The sequence below is a fragment of the Haloplanus salinarum genome (genome assembly GCF_024498175.1).
Lineage (GTDB): Archaea > Halobacteriota > Halobacteria > Halobacteriales > Haloferacaceae > Haloplanus > Haloplanus salinarum.
Genome location: NZ_CP101823.1, coordinates 3385995 through 3403254 on the forward strand (window position 1 = coordinate 3385995; position 17260 = coordinate 3403254).

At 70.0% G+C, this 17260-nt stretch carries 15 protein-coding genes; 10 read left to right on the forward strand and 5 right to left on the reverse strand.

Features of this window, described 5'->3' with window-relative positions:
• Positions 1 to 129 precede the first annotated feature (129 nt).
• Positions 130 to 474, reverse strand: coding sequence for a cupin domain-containing protein (locus NO364_RS17765; RefSeq protein WP_157689621.1), 345 nt, complete (start codon positions 472 to 474; stop codon positions 130 to 132).
• A gap of 189 nt (positions 475 to 663) precedes the next feature.
• Here NO364_RS17765 and NO364_RS17770 point away from each other — a divergent pair, with 189 nt between their 5' ends.
• From NO364_RS17770 to yciH, 4 genes are all read left to right on the forward strand, one after another.
• Positions 664 to 1626, forward strand: coding sequence for an AAA family ATPase (locus NO364_RS17770; RefSeq protein ID WP_257628176.1), 963 nt, complete (start codon positions 664 to 666; stop codon positions 1624 to 1626).
• A gap of 1 nt (position 1627) precedes the next feature.
• Positions 1628 to 2662: a DUF58 domain-containing protein gene (locus tag NO364_RS17775; protein WP_257628177.1), complete on the forward strand. Its 1035-nt coding sequence runs from the start codon at positions 1628 to 1630 to the stop codon at positions 2660 to 2662.
• Complete coding sequence (locus NO364_RS17780; protein ID WP_257628178.1) at positions 2659 to 4848, forward strand: transglutaminase TgpA family protein; 2190 nt, start codon at positions 2659 to 2661, stop codon at positions 4846 to 4848. Before NO364_RS17775 ends, NO364_RS17780 begins: the two co-directional genes overlap by 4 nt.
• Before the next feature lie 73 nt (positions 4849 to 4921).
• Positions 4922 to 5215, forward strand: a complete 294-nt coding sequence (yciH, locus tag NO364_RS17785) for a stress response translation initiation inhibitor YciH (protein ID WP_049935096.1) — start codon at positions 4922 to 4924, stop codon at positions 5213 to 5215.
• Between the two features lie 45 nt (positions 5216 to 5260).
• Here yciH and NO364_RS17790 read toward each other — a convergent pair whose 3' ends face one another.
• From NO364_RS17790 to NO364_RS17800, 3 genes are all read right to left on the reverse strand, one after another.
• Positions 5261 to 5617 carry a rhodanese-like domain-containing protein gene (locus tag NO364_RS17790; RefSeq protein ID WP_157689618.1) on the reverse strand — a complete coding sequence of 119 codons (357 nt, stop codon included), beginning with the start codon at positions 5615 to 5617 and terminating at the stop codon, positions 5261 to 5263.
• A gap of 115 nt (positions 5618 to 5732) precedes the next feature.
• Complete coding sequence (locus tag NO364_RS17795; protein ID WP_257628179.1) at positions 5733 to 6908, reverse strand: hypothetical protein; 1176 nt, start codon at positions 6906 to 6908, stop codon at positions 5733 to 5735.
• A 64-nt stretch (positions 6909 to 6972) separates the two neighbouring features.
• Positions 6973 to 8325: an ABC transporter substrate-binding protein gene (locus tag NO364_RS17800; RefSeq protein WP_257628180.1), complete on the reverse strand. Its 1353-nt coding sequence runs from the start codon at positions 8323 to 8325 to the stop codon at positions 6973 to 6975.
• Between the two features lie 310 nt (positions 8326 to 8635).
• On the opposite strand from NO364_RS17800, the gene NO364_RS17805 reads away from it, so the two are divergent.
• From NO364_RS17805 to NO364_RS17820, 4 genes are read left to right on the forward strand one after another with little or no spacing between them, the layout of a single operon-like run.
• Complete coding sequence (locus NO364_RS17805) at positions 8636 to 10060, forward strand: branched-chain amino acid ABC transporter permease (protein ID WP_257628181.1); 1425 nt, start codon at positions 8636 to 8638, stop codon at positions 10058 to 10060.
• Position 10061: 1 nt separating this feature from the next.
• Positions 10062 to 11747, forward strand: coding sequence for a branched-chain amino acid ABC transporter permease (locus NO364_RS17810; RefSeq protein ID WP_257628182.1), 1686 nt, complete (start codon positions 10062 to 10064; stop codon positions 11745 to 11747).
• The gene (locus NO364_RS17815; protein ID WP_257628183.1) at positions 11744 to 12715 is read left to right on the forward strand and encodes an ABC transporter ATP-binding protein; all 972 of its coding nucleotides are present in this window, start codon (positions 11744 to 11746) and stop codon (positions 12713 to 12715) included. Before NO364_RS17810 ends, NO364_RS17815 begins: the two co-directional genes overlap by 4 nt.
• Before the next feature lie 2 nt (positions 12716 to 12717).
• Positions 12718 to 13425 carry an ABC transporter ATP-binding protein gene (locus tag NO364_RS17820; protein ID WP_257628184.1) on the forward strand — a complete coding sequence of 236 codons (708 nt, stop codon included), beginning with the start codon at positions 12718 to 12720 and terminating at the stop codon, positions 13423 to 13425.
• Between the two features lie 10 nt (positions 13426 to 13435).
• Here NO364_RS17820 and NO364_RS17825 read toward each other — a convergent pair whose 3' ends face one another.
• A complete protein-coding gene (locus NO364_RS17825; protein WP_257628185.1) occupies positions 13436 to 13618 on the reverse strand; it encodes a hypothetical protein in 183 nt (60 codons plus the stop codon).
• Positions 13619 to 13790: 172 nt separating this feature from the next.
• Between NO364_RS17825 and NO364_RS17830 the strand changes: the two genes are divergently transcribed.
• Both NO364_RS17830 and NO364_RS17835 read left to right on the forward strand, forming a co-directional pair.
• Positions 13791 to 15650: a methyl-accepting chemotaxis protein gene (locus NO364_RS17830; protein ID WP_157689610.1), complete on the forward strand. Its 1860-nt coding sequence runs from the start codon at positions 13791 to 13793 to the stop codon at positions 15648 to 15650.
• Positions 15651 to 15796: 146 nt separating this feature from the next.
• Positions 15797 to 17218 carry a sodium:solute symporter family transporter gene (locus NO364_RS17835; protein WP_257628186.1) on the forward strand — a complete coding sequence of 474 codons (1422 nt, stop codon included), beginning with the start codon at positions 15797 to 15799 and terminating at the stop codon, positions 17216 to 17218.
• The last annotated feature ends 42 nt before the right edge of the window (positions 17219 to 17260 follow it).

The following is a 17260-nucleotide window of genomic DNA, read 5'->3' on the forward strand; positions in this document are numbered from 1 at the left end:
TCTCCGCTGGTCGACTCGTCCTCGGCCGTCGCTTCACCCTCGTCCGTCTCCTCGGTATCCCGTGCCACTGGGGAACCGTACGCGAGCCGGCACATAAAAACCGGCGGGGCCGGGGGGCGAGCCCCCGGCTCAGTCGCGGTCGGTCCAGAAGTCGAACGAGCGGCCCGGGGCGAACACGTCGAGGCCGACGGCACGCTCCTCGCCCGTGTTCTCGACGCGGTGGGCCTCGTTCGATTCGAGCCACACCGAGTCGTTCGGGCCGAGGGTGACCGCGTCGTCCGCGGTGGTCACGGTGAGCTCGCCCGACAGACAGAGACACACCTGTTCGTTCTCGTGGTCGTGCATCGGCGAGCTGTGCCCCGGCGGTTTCTCGAACCACTCGAAGGAGAAGCGGTCGCTGCCGGCGAGCGCGACACGCCGCCACCCCTCCTCGGGTTCGTAGGTTTCCGCCTCGTCGAAGGCGACTGGCTTCATCGGGGCACCTCCGCCGGACCGTCGGTGATCGGAACCATGTGGCTCGGTACCGCGGGCGACGGGCAAAACCCTTTCCTCGGCGCGGGCGGCCGAAGGTATAGGTGGGTCTGGGTGTTACACGTTCACACCCGCCGCCGGTCGGTTGCCGACCCCGGACGTGGGTACGGCCGTCGACTCGCTCTATCACCCATGACGGACGCAAGTCTCCCGGAATCGGATCACCCGGAACAGGTTCCGCCGCTGTCGGTGGCCGACGCCACGACGCTCACCGACCGCATCGTCGACAACGTCGAGGAGGTCATCGTCGGGCAACACGACGCAATCGAACACATCCTGGTCGCGACCCTCGCCCGCGGCCACCTCCTCCTCGAGGACGTCCCGGGGGTCGGCAAGACGGTCCTCGGGCGGGCCGTCGCCACCTCCGTCGACTGCTCGTTCAATCGCGTCCAGTTCACGCCCGACCTCCTCCCCTCGGACGTGACCGGCGTCAACGTGTTCAACCAGAAGACTCGAGAGTTCGAGTTTCGCCCCGGCCCCGTGTTCGCGAACGTCGTCCTGGGCGACGAGATCAACCGCGCGCCGCCGAAGACCCAGGCCGCCCTGCTGGAGGCGATGGCCGAGGAACAGGTGACCGTCGACGGCGAGACCCGCCGGCTCCCCGATCCCTTCACCGTCATCGCGACGCAGAACGACGTCGAGCCCGGCCGGACGTACGACCTGCCGATGGCCGAAGTCGACCGCTTCATGAAGAAACTCCGCCTCGGCTATCCCGACGAGGACGCCGAGACGCGACTGCTGGAGCGGGTCGCGGGCGATCACCCCATCGAGTCGCTCACACCCGTCGCGACCCTCGACGACCTGCGGGGTGCCCGTCGGACCGTCGCGAACGTCACGCTCAGCGAACCCGTTCGGCGGTACGTCTCGCGGCTGGCGTCCTACACCCGCGACGAGGCGTCCCTGGGTGTGAGTCCCCGGGGCGCCATCGCCCTCACCCGCGCCGCGCAGGCGCGGGCCGTCCTGAACGGCCGCGAGTACGTCGTCCCCGACGACGTCCAGACCGAGGCGCCGACCGTCTGGAGCCACCGCATCGACGCCGACCGACCGGGGCGCGACGTCGTCGACGCCGCGCTGACCGCCGTTTCGGTCGAGTGAGATGTCCCGACGCCTCCTCCCGACCCGCCGTGGGGTCACCGTCGCCGCCGCCGCCGTCGCCGCCGTCGCCGCGGGCGCGGCGTTCGGCCCGCGGTCGCTCGACGCCGTCGTCGTCCCCGCGGGCGTCGCGCTCCTCGCCGCGGGCGTCCAACTCCACCGCCTCGATCCACCGACCGTCGAGCGGACGCCGCCGCCGCCCGCCGATCCGGGGACGACGGCGACCGTCCGGCTGGCGTTCGACACCGACACGCCCGTCACCGCCGTCGTGCGCGACCGTCTCCCCCCGGGCGTCGACGGCGACGCCGAGGCGACGACCCTGGTCGGGGGCGACCCCCTCGTCTACGAAGTGACCTACCGCGAGCGCGGCGAACACGCCCTCGGCCCCGCCACCGTCGACGCCCGGGACGTGCTCGGCCTCGCGCGGCGCACCTTCGTCCCCGAGGGACGGGCTTCGGTGCTGGTGTATCCGCGGGTGTTCCACCCGTCGCCGGCCGTCGCCGAGCGGCTCCGGGGCCTCGCAGCCCTCGACGCGGGCGCCGAGCGCGGCGCGTTCGATCACCTCCGGGAGTACGTCAACGGCGACTCCCTGCGTGACGTCCACTGGAAGTCGAGTGCCAAGCGCGAGGACCTCGTCGTCCAGGAGTTCGCCGACGACGGCGACCGCCGGACGGTGACGGTGGCGGCGAGCGCCGCGCCCGGGCGGGCGGACGCGATGGCGGAGGCGGCCGCCACCGTCGCCGTTTCCCTCCTCGACGAGGGCGTGTCGGTGTCGCTCGCGACGCCCGACGGCCGGGTTCGGACGGCGCCGGACGACGCCGACCGGGTGCTCACCCACCTCGCCCGCGCCGGTGCCGGCGACCCTGGCGACGCCGACGCCGACGCCGACGTCGCGGTTCGTGCGTCCGAGGACGGGGTGACCGTCCGCGTCGACGGCGCGTCACACCCCTTCGATCCCGGCCCCCGACGCCGGCTCGACGACCGGGGGGACCGACCCACGGAGGACGGCTCCCCGTCCGCACCGGAGGTGCGAGCGTGAGCGTCGAGGCCGCCGACCGGTCCGGGCTCCTCCCGTGGTCGATCGGTCCCGACTTTCGGCTCGCCGCCCTCTGCTCGCTGGTCGTGCTCACCGCCGCCTACGGGAGCGTCCTCTATCGCGTGACGGACGTGGTCGGCGGCTCGCGACTCATGCTCGCCACGCTCGTGGGGGCGGCGACGCTGGCCGTGGCGACGGGCCGCGTCCTCCGGGTCCGGACCGCGCTCCTCCTTGCGGCGCTCTCCCTCGTCGCCGGCTTCGCCGTGTACTTCCTCTCCGTGCCCGCGAGCCAGCGGGCGCTCATCTCCCCCGAGCGCCTGCTCTCCGACACCGTCGCCCTGCTCACCGGGCTGTCGGTCCTGCGACTGACGCAGGCAAACGTCTGGGCGCTGTCGGTCGCGCCGACGCCCGTCTTCCTCTCGTGGTACCTGGCCGTCCGCCGCCGGTACGTCTCGAGCGTCGTCGTGGGCGGGACGGTGCTCGCCATGCTCGTATTGACGGGCGACGCGGGGACGCTCACGACCCTCGCGGGCGTCGTCGGCGCGGCGGCCGTCGTCGGCTTCGGGACGCTGGATCGCTACGGCGGGACGGGCACGCAGGTCGACACGCTGGTGATCCTGCTCGCGGTCATGGTGGTCGCCGCGGCGTCGCTGTCGGTGGTGCCGGCGACGCGGACGGCCCCCGTCCTCCCCGACCGCGGTTCGCCCGCGGGCGTGACCAGCCTCGTCGACACGCAGGACCGCGTGGAGGTGGTGGGGACGATCAGGCTCTCGCCGCAGGTGCAGTTCTCCGTCGAGAGCCGGGCCGAATCCTACTGGACGACGGCCACGTACGACCGCTACACCGGCACGGGGTGGGTTCGGTCCGGCGACACGAGCCCCTACGGGGGGCGACTGGACGGGCCGCCCGGCGACGGGCCCGAGGTGAGACAGACGGTCACCGCCGAGACGGAACTGGGGGCGATGCCGGCGGCGTGGCGGCCGACCGCGGTCACGGACATCCCCGCCTCCCGGGTCCGGGTGACGCCACAGGGGACCCTTCGCCCGGCGACGACGCTCGATCCCGGCGAGCGCTACACCGTCACCAGCCGACTGAACCGACCCTCTTCCGACGAACTTCGGGCGGCCGGCACCGACTACCCCGACGGGATCCGCGAGCGCTACACGCAACTCCCGGCGTCGACGCCGGATCGGGTGCGGGAGCGCGCCGCGACGGTGGCCGACGAGGCCGGCGCCGAGACGCCGTACGGGACGGCGGTCGCCATCGAATCGTATCTGGAGGCGAACAAGCGCTACTCGCTGACGGTCGAACGTCCCGAGGGGAGCGTCGCCGACGCCTTCCTGTTCGAGATGGACGCGGGCTACTGCACCTACTACGCGACGACGATGGTGACGATGCTGCGGGCGGAGGGGGTGCCCGCGCGGTTCGTCACGGGCTACACGCCGGGCGAGCGCGTCGCGGAGGACGAGTGGGTCGTCCGCGGCCTCGACTCCCACGCGTGGGTGCAGGTGTACGTCCCCGACGAGGGCTGGGTACGGTTCGATCCGACGCCGGCCGCCCCCCGCGAGTCCGCCGAGCAGGCCCGGCTGAACGACGCCCGCCGCTCCGACGAGGCGGGCGTCGACACGGCGGAGACCCGCAACACGACCCCCGTCTCGACGGCCGCGGACCCCGCCTCGGTGCCGAACACTACGTCGACGGTGGCTCCCGCCGGCGGCGACATGCCGGACACCCAACCCGACGCGGTCGGCGACGCCGACCCGGTCGCGGCCAGCGACGCCGACCGCGGCCCGACTCTGCCCTCGCGGGAGACGCTCGCGCTGTGGGGCGTGGTGCTCGTCGGCATCGGGGCGGCGGCCAGACGCACGGGCGCGGGCGCTCGAGCGGTCCGCGCGGTGTGGCTCCGGCGCCGCGGCCCGCGTCGCGACCCCGATACCGACGCGATACGGGCGTTCGAGCGCCTGCAGTACCTGCTCGAACGACAGGAACGCCCCCGCCGTCCGGGCGAGACGCCCCGGACGTACGTCGAGCGCGTGACGACCGACGACCGCGCTCGGCTGGTCCTGCGGACCTACGAGCGCGCTCGGTACGGCGACGGGGTGGATCGCGAGGCGGCCGACGCGGTGACCGACGCAGTCGGCGAACTGGTCCGCGAGCGGACGCTCCCGACCCGGCCGTTCGCCCGCTGATGGACCGCTCGGCCGGCCGCCGTGACCGGTCCCGACACTGTTTAATAGTCCCATCCAGTAGCTTTACCCTGTAATGTCGGAAGTCTGCTCGACGTGCGGGCTCCCTGAGGAACTCTGCGTCTGCGAGGACGTGGCCAAGGAGTCTCAGGAGATCAACATCCGCATCGACGAGCGCCGCTACGGAAAGGAGGTAACGATCATCGAGGGGTTCGATCCGAAAGACGTCGACATGGACAGCCTGTCGTCGGACCTGAAATCCAAGTTCGCCTGTGGCGGCACCGTCGAGGACGGGTCCATCGAACTCCAGGGGAACCATCTCGGCCGCGTGGAGGACTTCCTCCGCGACAAAGGGTTCAACGTCGCGTGATCGGCGGCTAGTCCGTTCGTCGAGCGCACTCCTTTTCCGCCCCGATCAGAACGGCGAGTCCGGCGTCTCGCCGTCGGTCTCCCGGTCGTCCGTCTCCAGTGGTCCCTCCCACGCCTCGAGGCCGCCGGCCATGCTCTCGACGCGTGCGTCCGCCGTTCCCTCGTAGGACGCGATGAGGCGTGCGGCTTGGACGCTCGCCTTCCCGTGGGGACAGACGGTGACGATGCGGTCGGCGTCGGCGAACTCCTCGATTCGGTCCGGCAGTTCCCCGAACGGGACGTTCTCGCTGTCCGGGATGTGCCCGCGCGCGAACTGCCCCGGCGAACGGATGTCGATCACTCGCGGCCGCTCGTCGCTCTCGAGCAGCGACTCGACGTCCTCGGGCCTGATCTCGTCGTCCATACTCGCTCAAGGGATGTCGAGCCGAATAAGCCACCGGTTCGGACCGTTTGGGTCGTTACCGGTGGTTCGCCGGGACGGTCCAGCGAGCCCCGGGAAACGGGAACGATACTCCGTCTCAGTCGGTGTGCAACACCGCCGTCGGGAACCGCTCGCGGCGCGCGGCCGGATCGTCGGGGAGCTCCCGCCGTTCGTCGAGGGCGGCGTCGGGGGCCGTCCACAGGAGCGTCGTCCCCTCGCGGTCCGCGTACTCCGCGGCCGTCAGTGTCGTCACCGCCCCGACGGCGAGCGTGCGGTCGTCGAGGACCAACCGGTCCAGATCCGGGAAGGGGTCGTCGACCACCCCGACGGCCAGCAGCCCCGCGCCGGCTCCCACCGGTTCGTCCTCGACGGCGAGGGCCGTCACGCCCGCCGTCCGCGCCCGCTCGACGAGTTCCGGTAGCGTCGCCTCGACCCGCTCCAGTGCCCGCCGGAGTCGGTCGACGCCCGCCACGGGTGCGACCGACTCGTCGTCGGCCGCGAACAGGGTGAGCAACGAGTCGGTCCCGGCGTCGGCCGGGCGACGTTCGATCCCGAACGGGTACGGCGTGTCGTCGACGCGGACCGCCGTCGCCTCGACGTCGAGGTCCATCGACTCCGGGCCGTGGACCGATATCGGTAGCTCGCGGTCCCACCCCGGATTGACGGTCCGGACGCCGACGTGGGTCGCGCCGGCCGTCCGGAGCCGTTCGAGCAGGGACTCCAGTGGGACGGCGTCGACCGTCTCGTCGAGGAGCCGTTCGAGCGCGTCGCTGTACCCCTCGTCCGGGCCGAGCCGGCGCGCGAGGCGCTCGGCCACCTCGCCTTCCACCCACAGCATCGTCGGCTCCGCGTAGAGGTCGTCGGGGTACGGCGGCGGTTCGGCCCGCTTGATCGTCGCCTCGGCGGCGTCGATCTTCTCGACGGCCCGCTCGTGATACCCGTCGACGATGGTCCGCGAGAGCGGGTCGCCCTCGGCCGAGCGACCGATCGCCCAGATGTAGAGGCCGATGGCCTCGAACGAGAGGCGGTCGGCGCCCTCGTAGACGAGGTTCCGCAACACCCACGTCTGGGCTTCCCGGCGGGAGAGCGTCGTCTCCGCGACCAGTTCGTCCACGTAGGAGCCGTACAGCTGTTCGAGCGTGTAGCAGTACTCCTCGACCTGGTCGCGGGTGACGTTCTCGGGGAGCGGATCGACGCTCGTGAAATCCAGCGCCGCACCGATGGCGTTCAGCTTCGTCGAGGGGTGCCATCGCGTCTCGATCTCCACGTTCACGTCCCGGGGTAGTGGCGTCGGCCCGTTAAGTGCGCCGGGCGGCCGGGGCCTACGTCCGGTCGGCTCAGATCCGACCCTCGAAGTACGACAGCGGCACCTCCTCGACCACCTCGGCCTCGCCGCTCTGGACCTGCAGGATGCGGTAGGGGACGACCGGTTCGAGGTTCTCGTTCAGGTCGACCGAGCCGGAGGCGCCGTTGTAGTCGATGGCCTCGTCGTTCCCCAGCGCGTCCTTCCCGGCCCCGAACTCCGCGACCGAGACGGTGGTGTCGCCGTCGTTGGGGCGGGAGACGGCCCGGATGTTCTCGGCGATGCCCGTGCCGCTGGCCTCGCCCGCGGCCTCCAGCGCGAAGCCCATGAGGTACGTCGCGTCGTAGGCGTGGGGGGCGAACTGCGTGATGTTCCCCTCGCCACCCATGTTCTCCTGGAACGTCTCGCTGTTCGCGGTCTGGGGCGAGGTGATGTACATCCCCTCGACGATCTCCGAGAGATCGGAGAGGAGTTCGGGCGACAGGATCGCCTCGGCACCGACCCACTCGCCGCCGTAGCCGCCCTGGTTCCACTGCTGGAGGATCGTCCGCCCGCCGCCGGGGTACATGACCGCGCCGACCGCGTCAGGGTCGCCGTCGAACACCGAGTCCAGGGTGGACGTGTAGTCGCTGGTCTGCTGGGAGTAGCCGACCATGTTCAGCGTCTCGCCCTCGAAGTTCTCGCTCGCGGCCTCCGCCAACCCCTGTCCGTAGGGGTTGTCGACGTAGAGGAAGGAGGCCGTCTCGGCTTCGATGGACTGGTTCAGCACCCGCGCCATCACGAGCGCCTGCTGGACGTCGTTTGGCGAGGTCCGGCCGTAGTATTTGACGCCGTTGCTCTCGTTGACGCCCGCGGTCGCCAGGGCGGGTGAGGTGTTGCCGTTGGAGACCTCCATCACCTGGTTGTCACGGGCGATGGGAGCCAGCGTCGTCCCGATCCCGCTGGAGTACGGTCCCACGAGACCGACGATGCCCTCCTGGTTGATCATCGTCCGGAACTTCTGGGCCGCGCGCGACGGGCTCCCCTCGGTGTCGCGGTTGACCGGCGTGATCTCCCGGCCACCGAGGACGCCGCCGGAGCCGTTGATCTCCTCGACCGCGAGGTTGAACGCCTGCTGGTGGCCGCCGCCGTAGGCGCTGTTCGTCCCCGTGATCGGGAAGATGGAGCCGAGGGCGATGGGTTCGCCGCCGCCACCGCCGGACTCCGACTCGGTCTCCGTCTCCTCCATCCCGCCGTCGTCGCCGTCCATGCCCCCCTCGGTCTCCGTCGGCGTCGCCGTGCTCCCGCCGTCGCCGTCCTGCTGTGAACACCCAGCGAGCGAGACGATGCCGACCGTCCCGGTCGCACCGAGCCCCCTGAGGACGTCACGTCGACTGTGGTCTGACATTGCGTGCGCCGTGTTATTACTTTACATAAATTAATCTATTGCTCGTTTGTACACAAATGTATGGGACAGTGGGCGAAAAATATGTACGTACGGCCGTCTATTCCGTCCACCGTGTCCGTCTATCCCACCGGTGATCCGATATGTTAGACGTATCGTCATGTCCCCGACAAAAGATTGTGGGAATCCGTAACAGGATCGAACGCCTCGGGAGCGCGGTGTCGGGGCGGGCGGCCGATCCGGAGCCGGCGGCCCCAGGCCGCCGCGCCAGTGACACCCAAACGATATTAACCGTGCTATGTCATTCCGACGTATGGCCGCCGAGACGGGACTGCTGAACGCCATCGTAACGGGCGTCGTCACCGGCAGCATCGTCGCCCTCGGCGCGACCGGACTCGCGCTCGTGTACGACATCGCCGAGGTCCCCAACTTCGCACACGGGGACCTGTTGACGCTCGGTGCGTACGCTGCACTGTTGGTCAACAAACCGGATACGGTTCCGCTGTTCGACCTGCTGGCGACCGGCTCCCAGCAGGTCGGCGTCGCCGGCGCCGCGGTCCTGTTCGTCCTGTCGGCCGCCGGCGTCCTCGGCACCGTCTATCACCTCGGCGGCGTCCGGGCGCTGAAGGGGAGTTGGTGGGGCGTCGACGTCCCCGACGGCGTCGCGCTCGCGGTCCACGGGGGCATCGCGGCCGCCGTCGGCGCGGCCGTGGTGCTCGGCGCACCCGCCTTCGAGGCCGCACTGCTCTTCTCCTTCGTCCTGCTCGGTGCCGTCGTTCCGCTGCTCGAATCGCTGATCTTCCGTAAGTTCCGCGAGAAGGACGTCGAACTCGCCTTGATGCTCATCGTCTCGCTCGCCGTCGCCTTCGTCGTCCGGTTCGGCATCCAGACGATCTTCGGCGGCGAGATCCGGTTTTACACCGTCGAGACGACCGTCCCCTTCCTCGGCGGCCCGCTCGATTTCACCCTCGCGAAGTTCTTCGACTTCTTCCTCGTGGACGGCGGGCTCACCCTCGCGATCATGGAGAGCCGCGGCGACGCCGTCGAACCCCTGCTCGTGTTGAGCTACTCGTGGCTCGAACTGGCGGTCGTCGGCCTCGCGACGGCGGGAGTCGCCTACGCCGCCCACCGCCGGCGCCGGGGCACCGCCGGCGTCGTCGGGCCGCGCCTCGCCGCCGCGCTCTCGGGGCTCGCCGTCCTCGCCCTCGGCGGCGCGGCCCTCTGGGGCGGCGGGACCGCGGTCCCGGAGACGTCCATCGCCGCCACCCGCGTCCGCACCTCGCCCCTGCGGCTCGGCATCGTCGTCCTCGCCTTGCTCATGATGTCCGCCCTCCACTACCTCCTGCAGGCGACGACGCTCGGCAAGGCCATGCGGGCGACGAGCGACAACCGCACGCTCGCGATGGTCCGCGGGATCAACACCCGACAGGTGATGATGTCCGTCTGGATCATCTCGGGACTGTTCGCGGCCATCGGCGGGGTCATGCTCGGCTTCCTGTTCAGCTCCATCACGATCAACCTCGGGTTCAACCTCCTGCTCGCGATGTTCGCCGGCGTGATCCTCGGCGGCATCAGCGTCTACGGCGCCATCCTCGGGAGCTACGTCGTCGGCCTCGCGATGGAGGTGGGCATCTTCGCCATCCCGGGGCTCAGCGCCACCTACCGCATCCCCGTCGCGTTCGTCGTCCTGTTGCTCGTGTTGCTCGTCAAACCCGAAGGCATCGTGGGGGGGAGCTGAGATGGCGGCCTCCGACGTCGTCATCTCCTTTATGCTCCTGGTGTCCATCTACGGCATCCTCTCGCTCGGCCTGAACGTCAAGTACGGCCACACCGGCCTGCTCGATTTCGGCCACGTCGGCTTCTACCTCGTCGGCGCGTACACCGCGGCGCTGTTCGTCCTCGGACCGGACGACCCCACCGACTTCACCGCGTACGTCATCGGCCTCGGCGAGGTGCCCGTGGTCGGCACCTGGCCGGTCGCCATCGCCGCGGCGACGCTCCTGGCCGGGGTGATCGGCGGCCTGGTCGCCCTGCCGACGATCCGGCTACGCGAGGACTACCTCGCCATCACGGTGCTCGGCGTCTCGGTCATCTTCCAGCGGATCATCCAGTCCGAGACGTGGCTGGCGAACGGGCCCGACGCCCTCCGCGGCTACAGCCCGCCGCTCCAGGACCTCTTCCCGCTGGCGATGGAGACGCTGATCGGCCCCGCGATGTTCGGCCTCGTCGTCGCCATCGTCTGGGGAGTCGCCACGGGCGCGCTCGGGCGCCTCCGCGAGACGGACTCGCGGCTCCCCCTCGACGGCGTCTACGCCGTGACGACGTTCGGACTGACGCGGCTCCGCCGCCGGACCGACGCGCTCGGCTCGGCCACGACGGTCAGCGCCACGGCCGGTGCCGTCGCGGGCCTGCTCACGTTCGCCCTGCTGGTGGCGGTCGACCCGCTCTTGAGCCTCGGGGCGGTCGTCTCGCTGTACACGTGGTTCGTGGCGCTGGTGGCCGTTTCCCACTACTACGGCGACCTGGCCCGCCGCGAGTGGGCGGTCGGTATCGCGCTCGGGACCGGCCTGCTGGTCGCGCTCCTCCCGCTCCCCATCGTCGACGCCGTCGGGCTCAAGAGTGCCCTGACGCTCGCCTTACTCGGCGCGCTCGTGGCCGCGTACTACCTCGGCGTGACCCGGGTCGACTGGCTCGCCGACGTGAAACTGACCGTCGTCGGCGTCGGGTCGCTCTGGTTCGTCTCGCTGTGGTACTTCCTGCTGCCGATCCTGGGCCCGCTCGGCGACGGCGACGTCGGCGGCGCCCTCAACACGCTGGTCCAAAACGTCGTCTGGCTCCTCGGCTTCGGCGGCGACACGGGTATCGGCTACGCGGTGGTCTTCGTCGGCGAGCTGACCGTCAACGTCGACTACGCGCGCTTCCAACTCGCCGCGTTCGTCCTCTTTCTCGCCGGCCTGTACTACGTCCTGGAACTCGCCGTCAGGTCGCCGTTCGGCCGCGTCCTGCGGGCGGTCCGCAACGACGAGACGGTCGTGAAGTCCCTCGGCAAGGACCCGTTCGTCTACAAGGTCCAGACGATGGTCCTGGGGTCGGCGCTCGGCGGGTTCGCGGGCGCCCTCTGGGCCATGTACGCCCAGGGGCTGACCTTCACCACCTTCGCGCCCCGGATCACGTTCATCACCCTGCTGATCATGTTCCTGGGCGGCGCCGGCAACAACAAGGGGATGATCCTCGGGGCGGCCATCTTCTGGGCGTTCCAGCAGGCGACGACACAGCTCGCCTCCTTCTTCCCGCCCGCCGTCCGCGTCAACATCCAGGCGTTCCGGCTGGTGGTCGTCGGCGTCCTCTTCCTGCTCGTCCTCTACTACGTTCCGGAGGGTCTGCTCGGGCGCGAGGAGGGGACCACCTCGGAGGTGGACGGATGAGCGACGCCATCGTCGAGGTCGAGGACCTGCGCAAGACCTTCGGCGGCATCGTCGCCGTCGACGGCGCCACCTTCGACATCGCCGAGGGGTCGATAACGGGACTCATCGGGCCGAACGGCGCGGGCAAGACGACCACGTTCAACCTCGTCAGCGGGTTCTACGAGCCCGACGGCGGCACGGTCCGGTACGACGGCCGCGACCTGCAGACGATCATGCGCCCCCACCGGGACGAGACGGTCATCTGGGGCGGTGCCAGCGGGCTCACGATCGGCGCCCTCGGCGGCGTCGTCGGCCTCGGCCCCCTCGGGCTGAGCGCCGTCCCGGCCGCCGGGGCGACCGTCGCCGGCGCGGCGCTCGGCGCGGGTGGTTACCTCGCCAAACAGCGGGCCACCCAGCGCCGCCCCGGCCACACCAACAGCCGCCCGTACATGCTGGCCCGCGAGGGGTTGGTCCGCACCTTCCAGCTCACCCGCGAACTCGGCGAGATGACCGCACTGGAGAACCTGATGCTGGCGCCCCAGGGGCAGGCCGGCGAGAACCTCGCCAACGCCTGGTTCCGGCGCGGGGCCGTCGCCGAGGAGGAGGCGACGGTCCGGGAACGGGCCGAGGAGACGCTCGAACTGCTGGAGATCGACCACCTCCGGGACGAACCGGCGGGCAACCTCTCGGGCGGCCAGCGCAAACTGCTGGAGCTCGGGCGGGTGTTGATGCTCGAACCGCGGGTGATCCTGCTCGACGAACCCGTCGCGGGCGTCAACCCTGCACTCACCGAGAAGCTGATGGCCCGCATCGAGTCGCTCCGCGAGGACGGCTACACGTTCTGTATCGTCGAACACGACATGGAAGTGATCATGGAACTCTCCGATACGATCATCGTGATGAACGAGGGGAAGAAACTCGTCGAGGGGGAGCCCGAGGCGATCCGAAACGACGAGGCAGTCATCGACGCCTACCTCGGGGTGGGATGACGATGGCGCTGCTCGAAGCCCGCGGCGTGGTGTCGGGGTACGGCGACGCGGAGATCCTCCACGGCGTCGACCTCGACGTCGAGGACCGCGAGATCGTCACCATCATCGGGCCGAACGGCGCGGGCAAGTCGACGATGATGAAAGCCACCTACGGCCTCATCGACTGCTGGGCGGGGACGGTCACCTTCGACGGCGAGGACATCACCGACCTCCGGGCCGATCAGGTCACCGAGCGCGGCATGTGTTACGTCCCGCAGCGGGAGAACATCTTCCCGACGCTGACGGTGCGCGAGAACCTCGAGATGGGCGCGTACATCGACGACCCCGACCCCGCGGACTTCGAGGAAGTCTGGGAGCGGTTCCCGTTCCTCGAGGAGCGGGAGAACATGCGGGCGAGCGCCATGTCCGGCGGCCAACAGCAGATGCTCGCGCTCTCCTCGGCGCTGATGATCGATCCCGACCTCCTGCTCGTGGACGAACCCTCCGCCGGCCTCGCGCCGGACCTCGTCGACGACATGTTCGAGCGCCTGGTGCAGATCCGCGACGAGACCGACACGGCCATCCTGATGGTCGAACAGAACGCCCGGAAGGCGCTGGCCGTCTCGGACCGGGGGTACGTCCTCGACATGGGCGAAAACCGGTTCGAGGGATCCGGCGAGGAGCTTCTCGAAAGCGACGAGGTGGCGGACCTCTACCTCGGGGGCGCGTGACCGTTCCCGCCTACTTCGAGCAGGGACAACACGATTCCACGCGGTCCCGGACCGTCCCGGCGAGGTAGCCACCCGCCCCGCCGAAGCCCGCGCCGATACCGGCCCCGACCGGGCCGAGCGGGCTGCCCATCACCGCGCCGACGGCCGCGCCCATTGATGCACTCTTCCGTGCGCGTTTGTCGTCGTCTCGCATCGTCGGCCCTTCGACTCGACCGAGAAAAGCCTGTCCACGGGGTCGACGACGGCCGGCAAATTTCCAGCTGTGAGACCCCGAATCCCGTTTGACCGACGCGGCTGGGCTTCCAATTCTTACGAATTGATAATTGGCGCCGTGGATTCATGTATCAGGCATGTAGTCCCCGAATATGCTCATGGACCAGTATCGACGAGCGCTGTGGGGGACGATGGACGTCCTCGGGATCACCGAGTCCATCGAGCGCAAGATCGTCGCCGCGGTGACGATCCAGTTCGGTGTCGCGATCGTTCTCGCCGTCCTCCCCTTCGTCCTGTCAGGCGTCGTTCGGACGGCGCTGACGGTCGCCCTCCTCACTGGCGCCGCCGTCGCGTTCGTGAACACGCTGCTCATCGCTCGTCGCGACTTCGTCGCCCCGGTGCGGATGCTCGAGGACGCGGCGACGACGATCGCCGCCGGCGAGATCGACGACGCCACTATCGAGAGCCACGATCAGGACGACGAGATCGGGAGCCTCGTCGACGCGTTCGACGACATGCGCGCGTCGCTCGTGACGATCTCCGCGCAGGCCGACGCCCTCGCCGAGCAGGAGTTCGACGCGCCGGTCCTCGCGGAGTCGGTCCCCGGGTCGTTCGGCGACTCCCTCGACCGGATGGCGGACAACCTCCGGCGGAACACCCGCGAGCTGGAGGCCCTGACGGACCACCTCGAACGGACGGCCGACCGGTACGGAGACGTGATGGCGGAGGCCGCCGACAAGGACCTCTCGGTTCGGATCGATCCCGACGAGGAAAGCGAGGCCATGGCCGCCATCGCGCGCTCGTTCAACCGGATGCTCGACGACATCGAGGGGACCGTCGGAGAGGTGTCCGCGTTCGCCGACACCGTCTCCAAGCGGACCGTCGACACCTCGACCGAACTCGACGAAGTGGCGCGGGCGAGCGAGCGGATCAGCGACGCCACCGACGAGATCTCCGACGATGCCGAGGAACAGCGGGATCAGCTCCAGCGGATCGTCTCGGAGATGAGCGACCTCTCCGCGACGGTCGAGGAGATCGCGGCCTCCGCCGACAGCGTCGCCGAGGTGGCTACCCGCACCGCGGAGATGGGCGACGACGGACAGGAGGCGGCCGTCGAGGCCCTCGACCGGATGGACGCCATCGAGGCCCGGGCGACCGACACGATGGACCAACTCCGCGAACTCGACGACCGCATGGCGCGGATGGGCGACATCGTCGCCACCATCTCCGACATCGCCGAGCGCACGAACCTCCTCGCGCTCAACGCGTCCATCGAGGCCGCCCACTCGGGCGACGGCGCCGAGGGCTTCGCCGTCGTCGCCGACGAGGTGAAGTCGCTGGCCGAGGAGGCCCAGGCCGAGGCGACGGACGTCCAGGAGATCATCGACGGCGTCCAGACACAGACCACTGCCACCGTCGAGGGAATGCGCGAAACCACCGAGGAGGTCGCCGACGCCGTCGAAACCGTCGAGGACGCCATCGACTCGCTCGACCGCATCGCCGAACTCGCCCACGAGACCGACGAGGGTATGCGGGAGATATCGGACGCCACCGACCAGCAGGCCGCCTCGACCGAGGAGACCGTCGCCATGGTCGAACAGATCGAGACCACGAGCCAGGAGACCGCCACCGGCGCCACCGACGTCGCCGGGGCCGCCCGGGAGCAGTCCGCCTCCCTCGACGACGTCTCCGGCCGCGTCGACGACCTGGCCGACCAGGCCGACGCCCTCCGGGAACTGCTGGAGACGTTCGAACTGTCGACGGAGACAGTCGACGGAGCGACCGAGACGGCCGACGCGATGGACGACGTGGTGGTAGCGACGGACGACGTCGCACTCGACGACCCCGACGAAGCGGGCATACGGACGGACGGCGAGGCGGACGCGCGGGCGGACGGTGAGGCGGTCGACGGGGCCGACGACACGACTGACGCGGCGCTCGACGCCGGCGACGGCGACGGCGCCACACCCCCCGAGGTCGAAGCCGACGGCGGCCTCACGTCGGATCGCTGATGGAACGCCCCTCGGTCGGCGTCGCGCCCCCCTCTCCCGATAGACACACGAACGTTCGGTATAAATCCCACATCTCGGCGGATATACAAGCATATTTTGCATATGTGGTCGCTTTCTTGTACGTCGGCCGGAACCCACCGACGTAAATGGCGACATTCACGCTCACGGTCGGCGTCATGGTACTCACGCTCGCGTCTTTTCTGGTGGTCGGGGTCTACTACGGACGGCGGAACCTCGACGGCGTCGAGGACTTCCTCGCGGCCCGCGGGTCGACGGGCGTCTCGCTGGGTCTCGCGACGTTCATCGCCTACGCCGCCGGATCGGGGCTGCTGTTCAGTCCCCCCGAATCCGGCGCCCGGCTCGGTATCGCGGCGGTGATCGGCTACGGCGTCGCCATCGCGACGCCGTTCTTCCTCTATCTGACCGTCGCGCCGAAGATCCGCGAACGGATGCCGCAGGGACACACCGTCGTCGAGTACGCCCGGGCGCGCTACGGGCGGCCGATGTACTTCCTCACGCTGTTCGTCGCGCTGTTTTACATGTTCATCCTGATGACGGCGAACCTCACGGGCGTCGCGCTGGCCATCCAGGCCATCGCCGGCGTCCCGTTGCTCGTGACGCTCACCCTCGTCGGCGGCGTCGTGATGCTCTATACGGTGCAGGGTGGCCTCCTGTCCAGCATCTTCACCGACCTCGTCCAGACCCTCCTGCTCGTCCCGCTGCTCGTCGGGACGGCGGTCGTCGCCGTGTTCCAACTGGGGGGGCCGGCGGAACTCCTCACGCGGATGCAGGCGACGAACCCGACGGCCGTCAGCCTGACGAACCCCGCCGGCGTCCGGTTTGCCGTCTACATCGTCATCGCGCTCGTCGGCGCGGAGATGCTCAACCAGTCGCTCTGGCAGCGTGCCCACGCGGCCCGCGACACCCGGTCGTTGCGCCTCTCGTTGATCGGTGCGACCGTCGCCGTCGTGCCCATGACGATCCTCGCCGGCCTGTACGGCGTCATCGCCAGCGGTCTCGGGATGGATTTCGCGTCGCCGTCCGCCGCGCTGCCGACGGTCGTGCAGGCCACCTTCGGGACGGGCCTGCAGTTGGTGTTCGTCGTGCTCGTCCTGCTGGTGATCGCCAGCACGCTCGACAACGCCCTGTCGGCCATCGTGAGCATCCTCGCCGTGGACGTCGTGCCGCTGTTCGACGCCGACCGGAGCGGCCCCGAACTCCTGCGGGTCGCGCGGATCCTCACGGTCGTCATCGCCGTCGTCGGCGTCGCCATCGCCGCCACGGGGCCGAGCGTCCTCTTCCTGTTGCTCCGTGCGGACCTGCTCGCGTCCGCGACGGTCGGCCCGATCCTCATCGGCCTGTACACCTCCCGGCTCGGCGGGACGGCGGCCTTTACCGCGGCCGTCCTCGGTATCGTCGCCGGCGTCCCGTGGTTCCTCGCCACCAACTACCTCTACTCGTTCGCGGGCGCCCTGCTCGTGAGCAACGCCGTCGCCGTCGGCTGGATGCTCGCACGCCCCGCGGACTTCTCGTTCGACGAACTGACGGACCTGGAGAGCCTCGAATGAGACCGACCCACACAGACCCCGACACGCACCACAGCATGATCC

Coding starts and splice junctions, on each gene's coding strand:
- NO364_RS17770 (WP_257628176.1), top strand. CDS start 664: ATGACGGACGCAAGTCTCCCGGAATCGGATCACCCGGAACAGGTTCCG.
- NO364_RS17815 (WP_257628183.1), top strand. CDS start 11,744: ATGAGCGACGCCATCGTCGAGGTCGAGGACCTGCGCAAGACCTTCGGC.
- NO364_RS17835 (WP_257628186.1), top strand. CDS start 15,797: ATGGCGACATTCACGCTCACGGTCGGCGTCATGGTACTCACGCTCGCG.
- NO364_RS17790 (WP_157689618.1), bottom strand. CDS start 5,617: ATGGACGACGAGATCAGGCCCGAGGACGTCGAGTCGCTGCTCGAGAGC.
- NO364_RS17765 (WP_157689621.1), bottom strand. CDS start 474: ATGAAGCCAGTCGCCTTCGACGAGGCGGAAACCTACGAACCCGAGGAG.
- NO364_RS17825 (WP_257628185.1), bottom strand. CDS start 13,618: ATGCGAGACGACGACAAACGCGCACGGAAGAGTGCATCAATGGGCGCG.
- NO364_RS17775 (WP_257628177.1), top strand. CDS start 1,628: ATGTCCCGACGCCTCCTCCCGACCCGCCGTGGGGTCACCGTCGCCGCC.
- NO364_RS17805 (WP_257628181.1), top strand. CDS start 8,636: ATGGCCGCCGAGACGGGACTGCTGAACGCCATCGTAACGGGCGTCGTC.
- NO364_RS17830 (WP_157689610.1), top strand. CDS start 13,791: ATGCTCATGGACCAGTATCGACGAGCGCTGTGGGGGACGATGGACGTC.
- NO364_RS17820 (WP_257628184.1), top strand. CDS start 12,718: ATGGCGCTGCTCGAAGCCCGCGGCGTGGTGTCGGGGTACGGCGACGCG.
- NO364_RS17810 (WP_257628182.1), top strand. CDS start 10,062: ATGGCGGCCTCCGACGTCGTCATCTCCTTTATGCTCCTGGTGTCCATC.
- yciH (WP_049935096.1), top strand. CDS start 4,922: ATGTCGGAAGTCTGCTCGACGTGCGGGCTCCCTGAGGAACTCTGCGTC.
- NO364_RS17800 (WP_257628180.1), bottom strand. CDS start 8,325: ATGTCAGACCACAGTCGACGTGACGTCCTCAGGGGGCTCGGTGCGACC.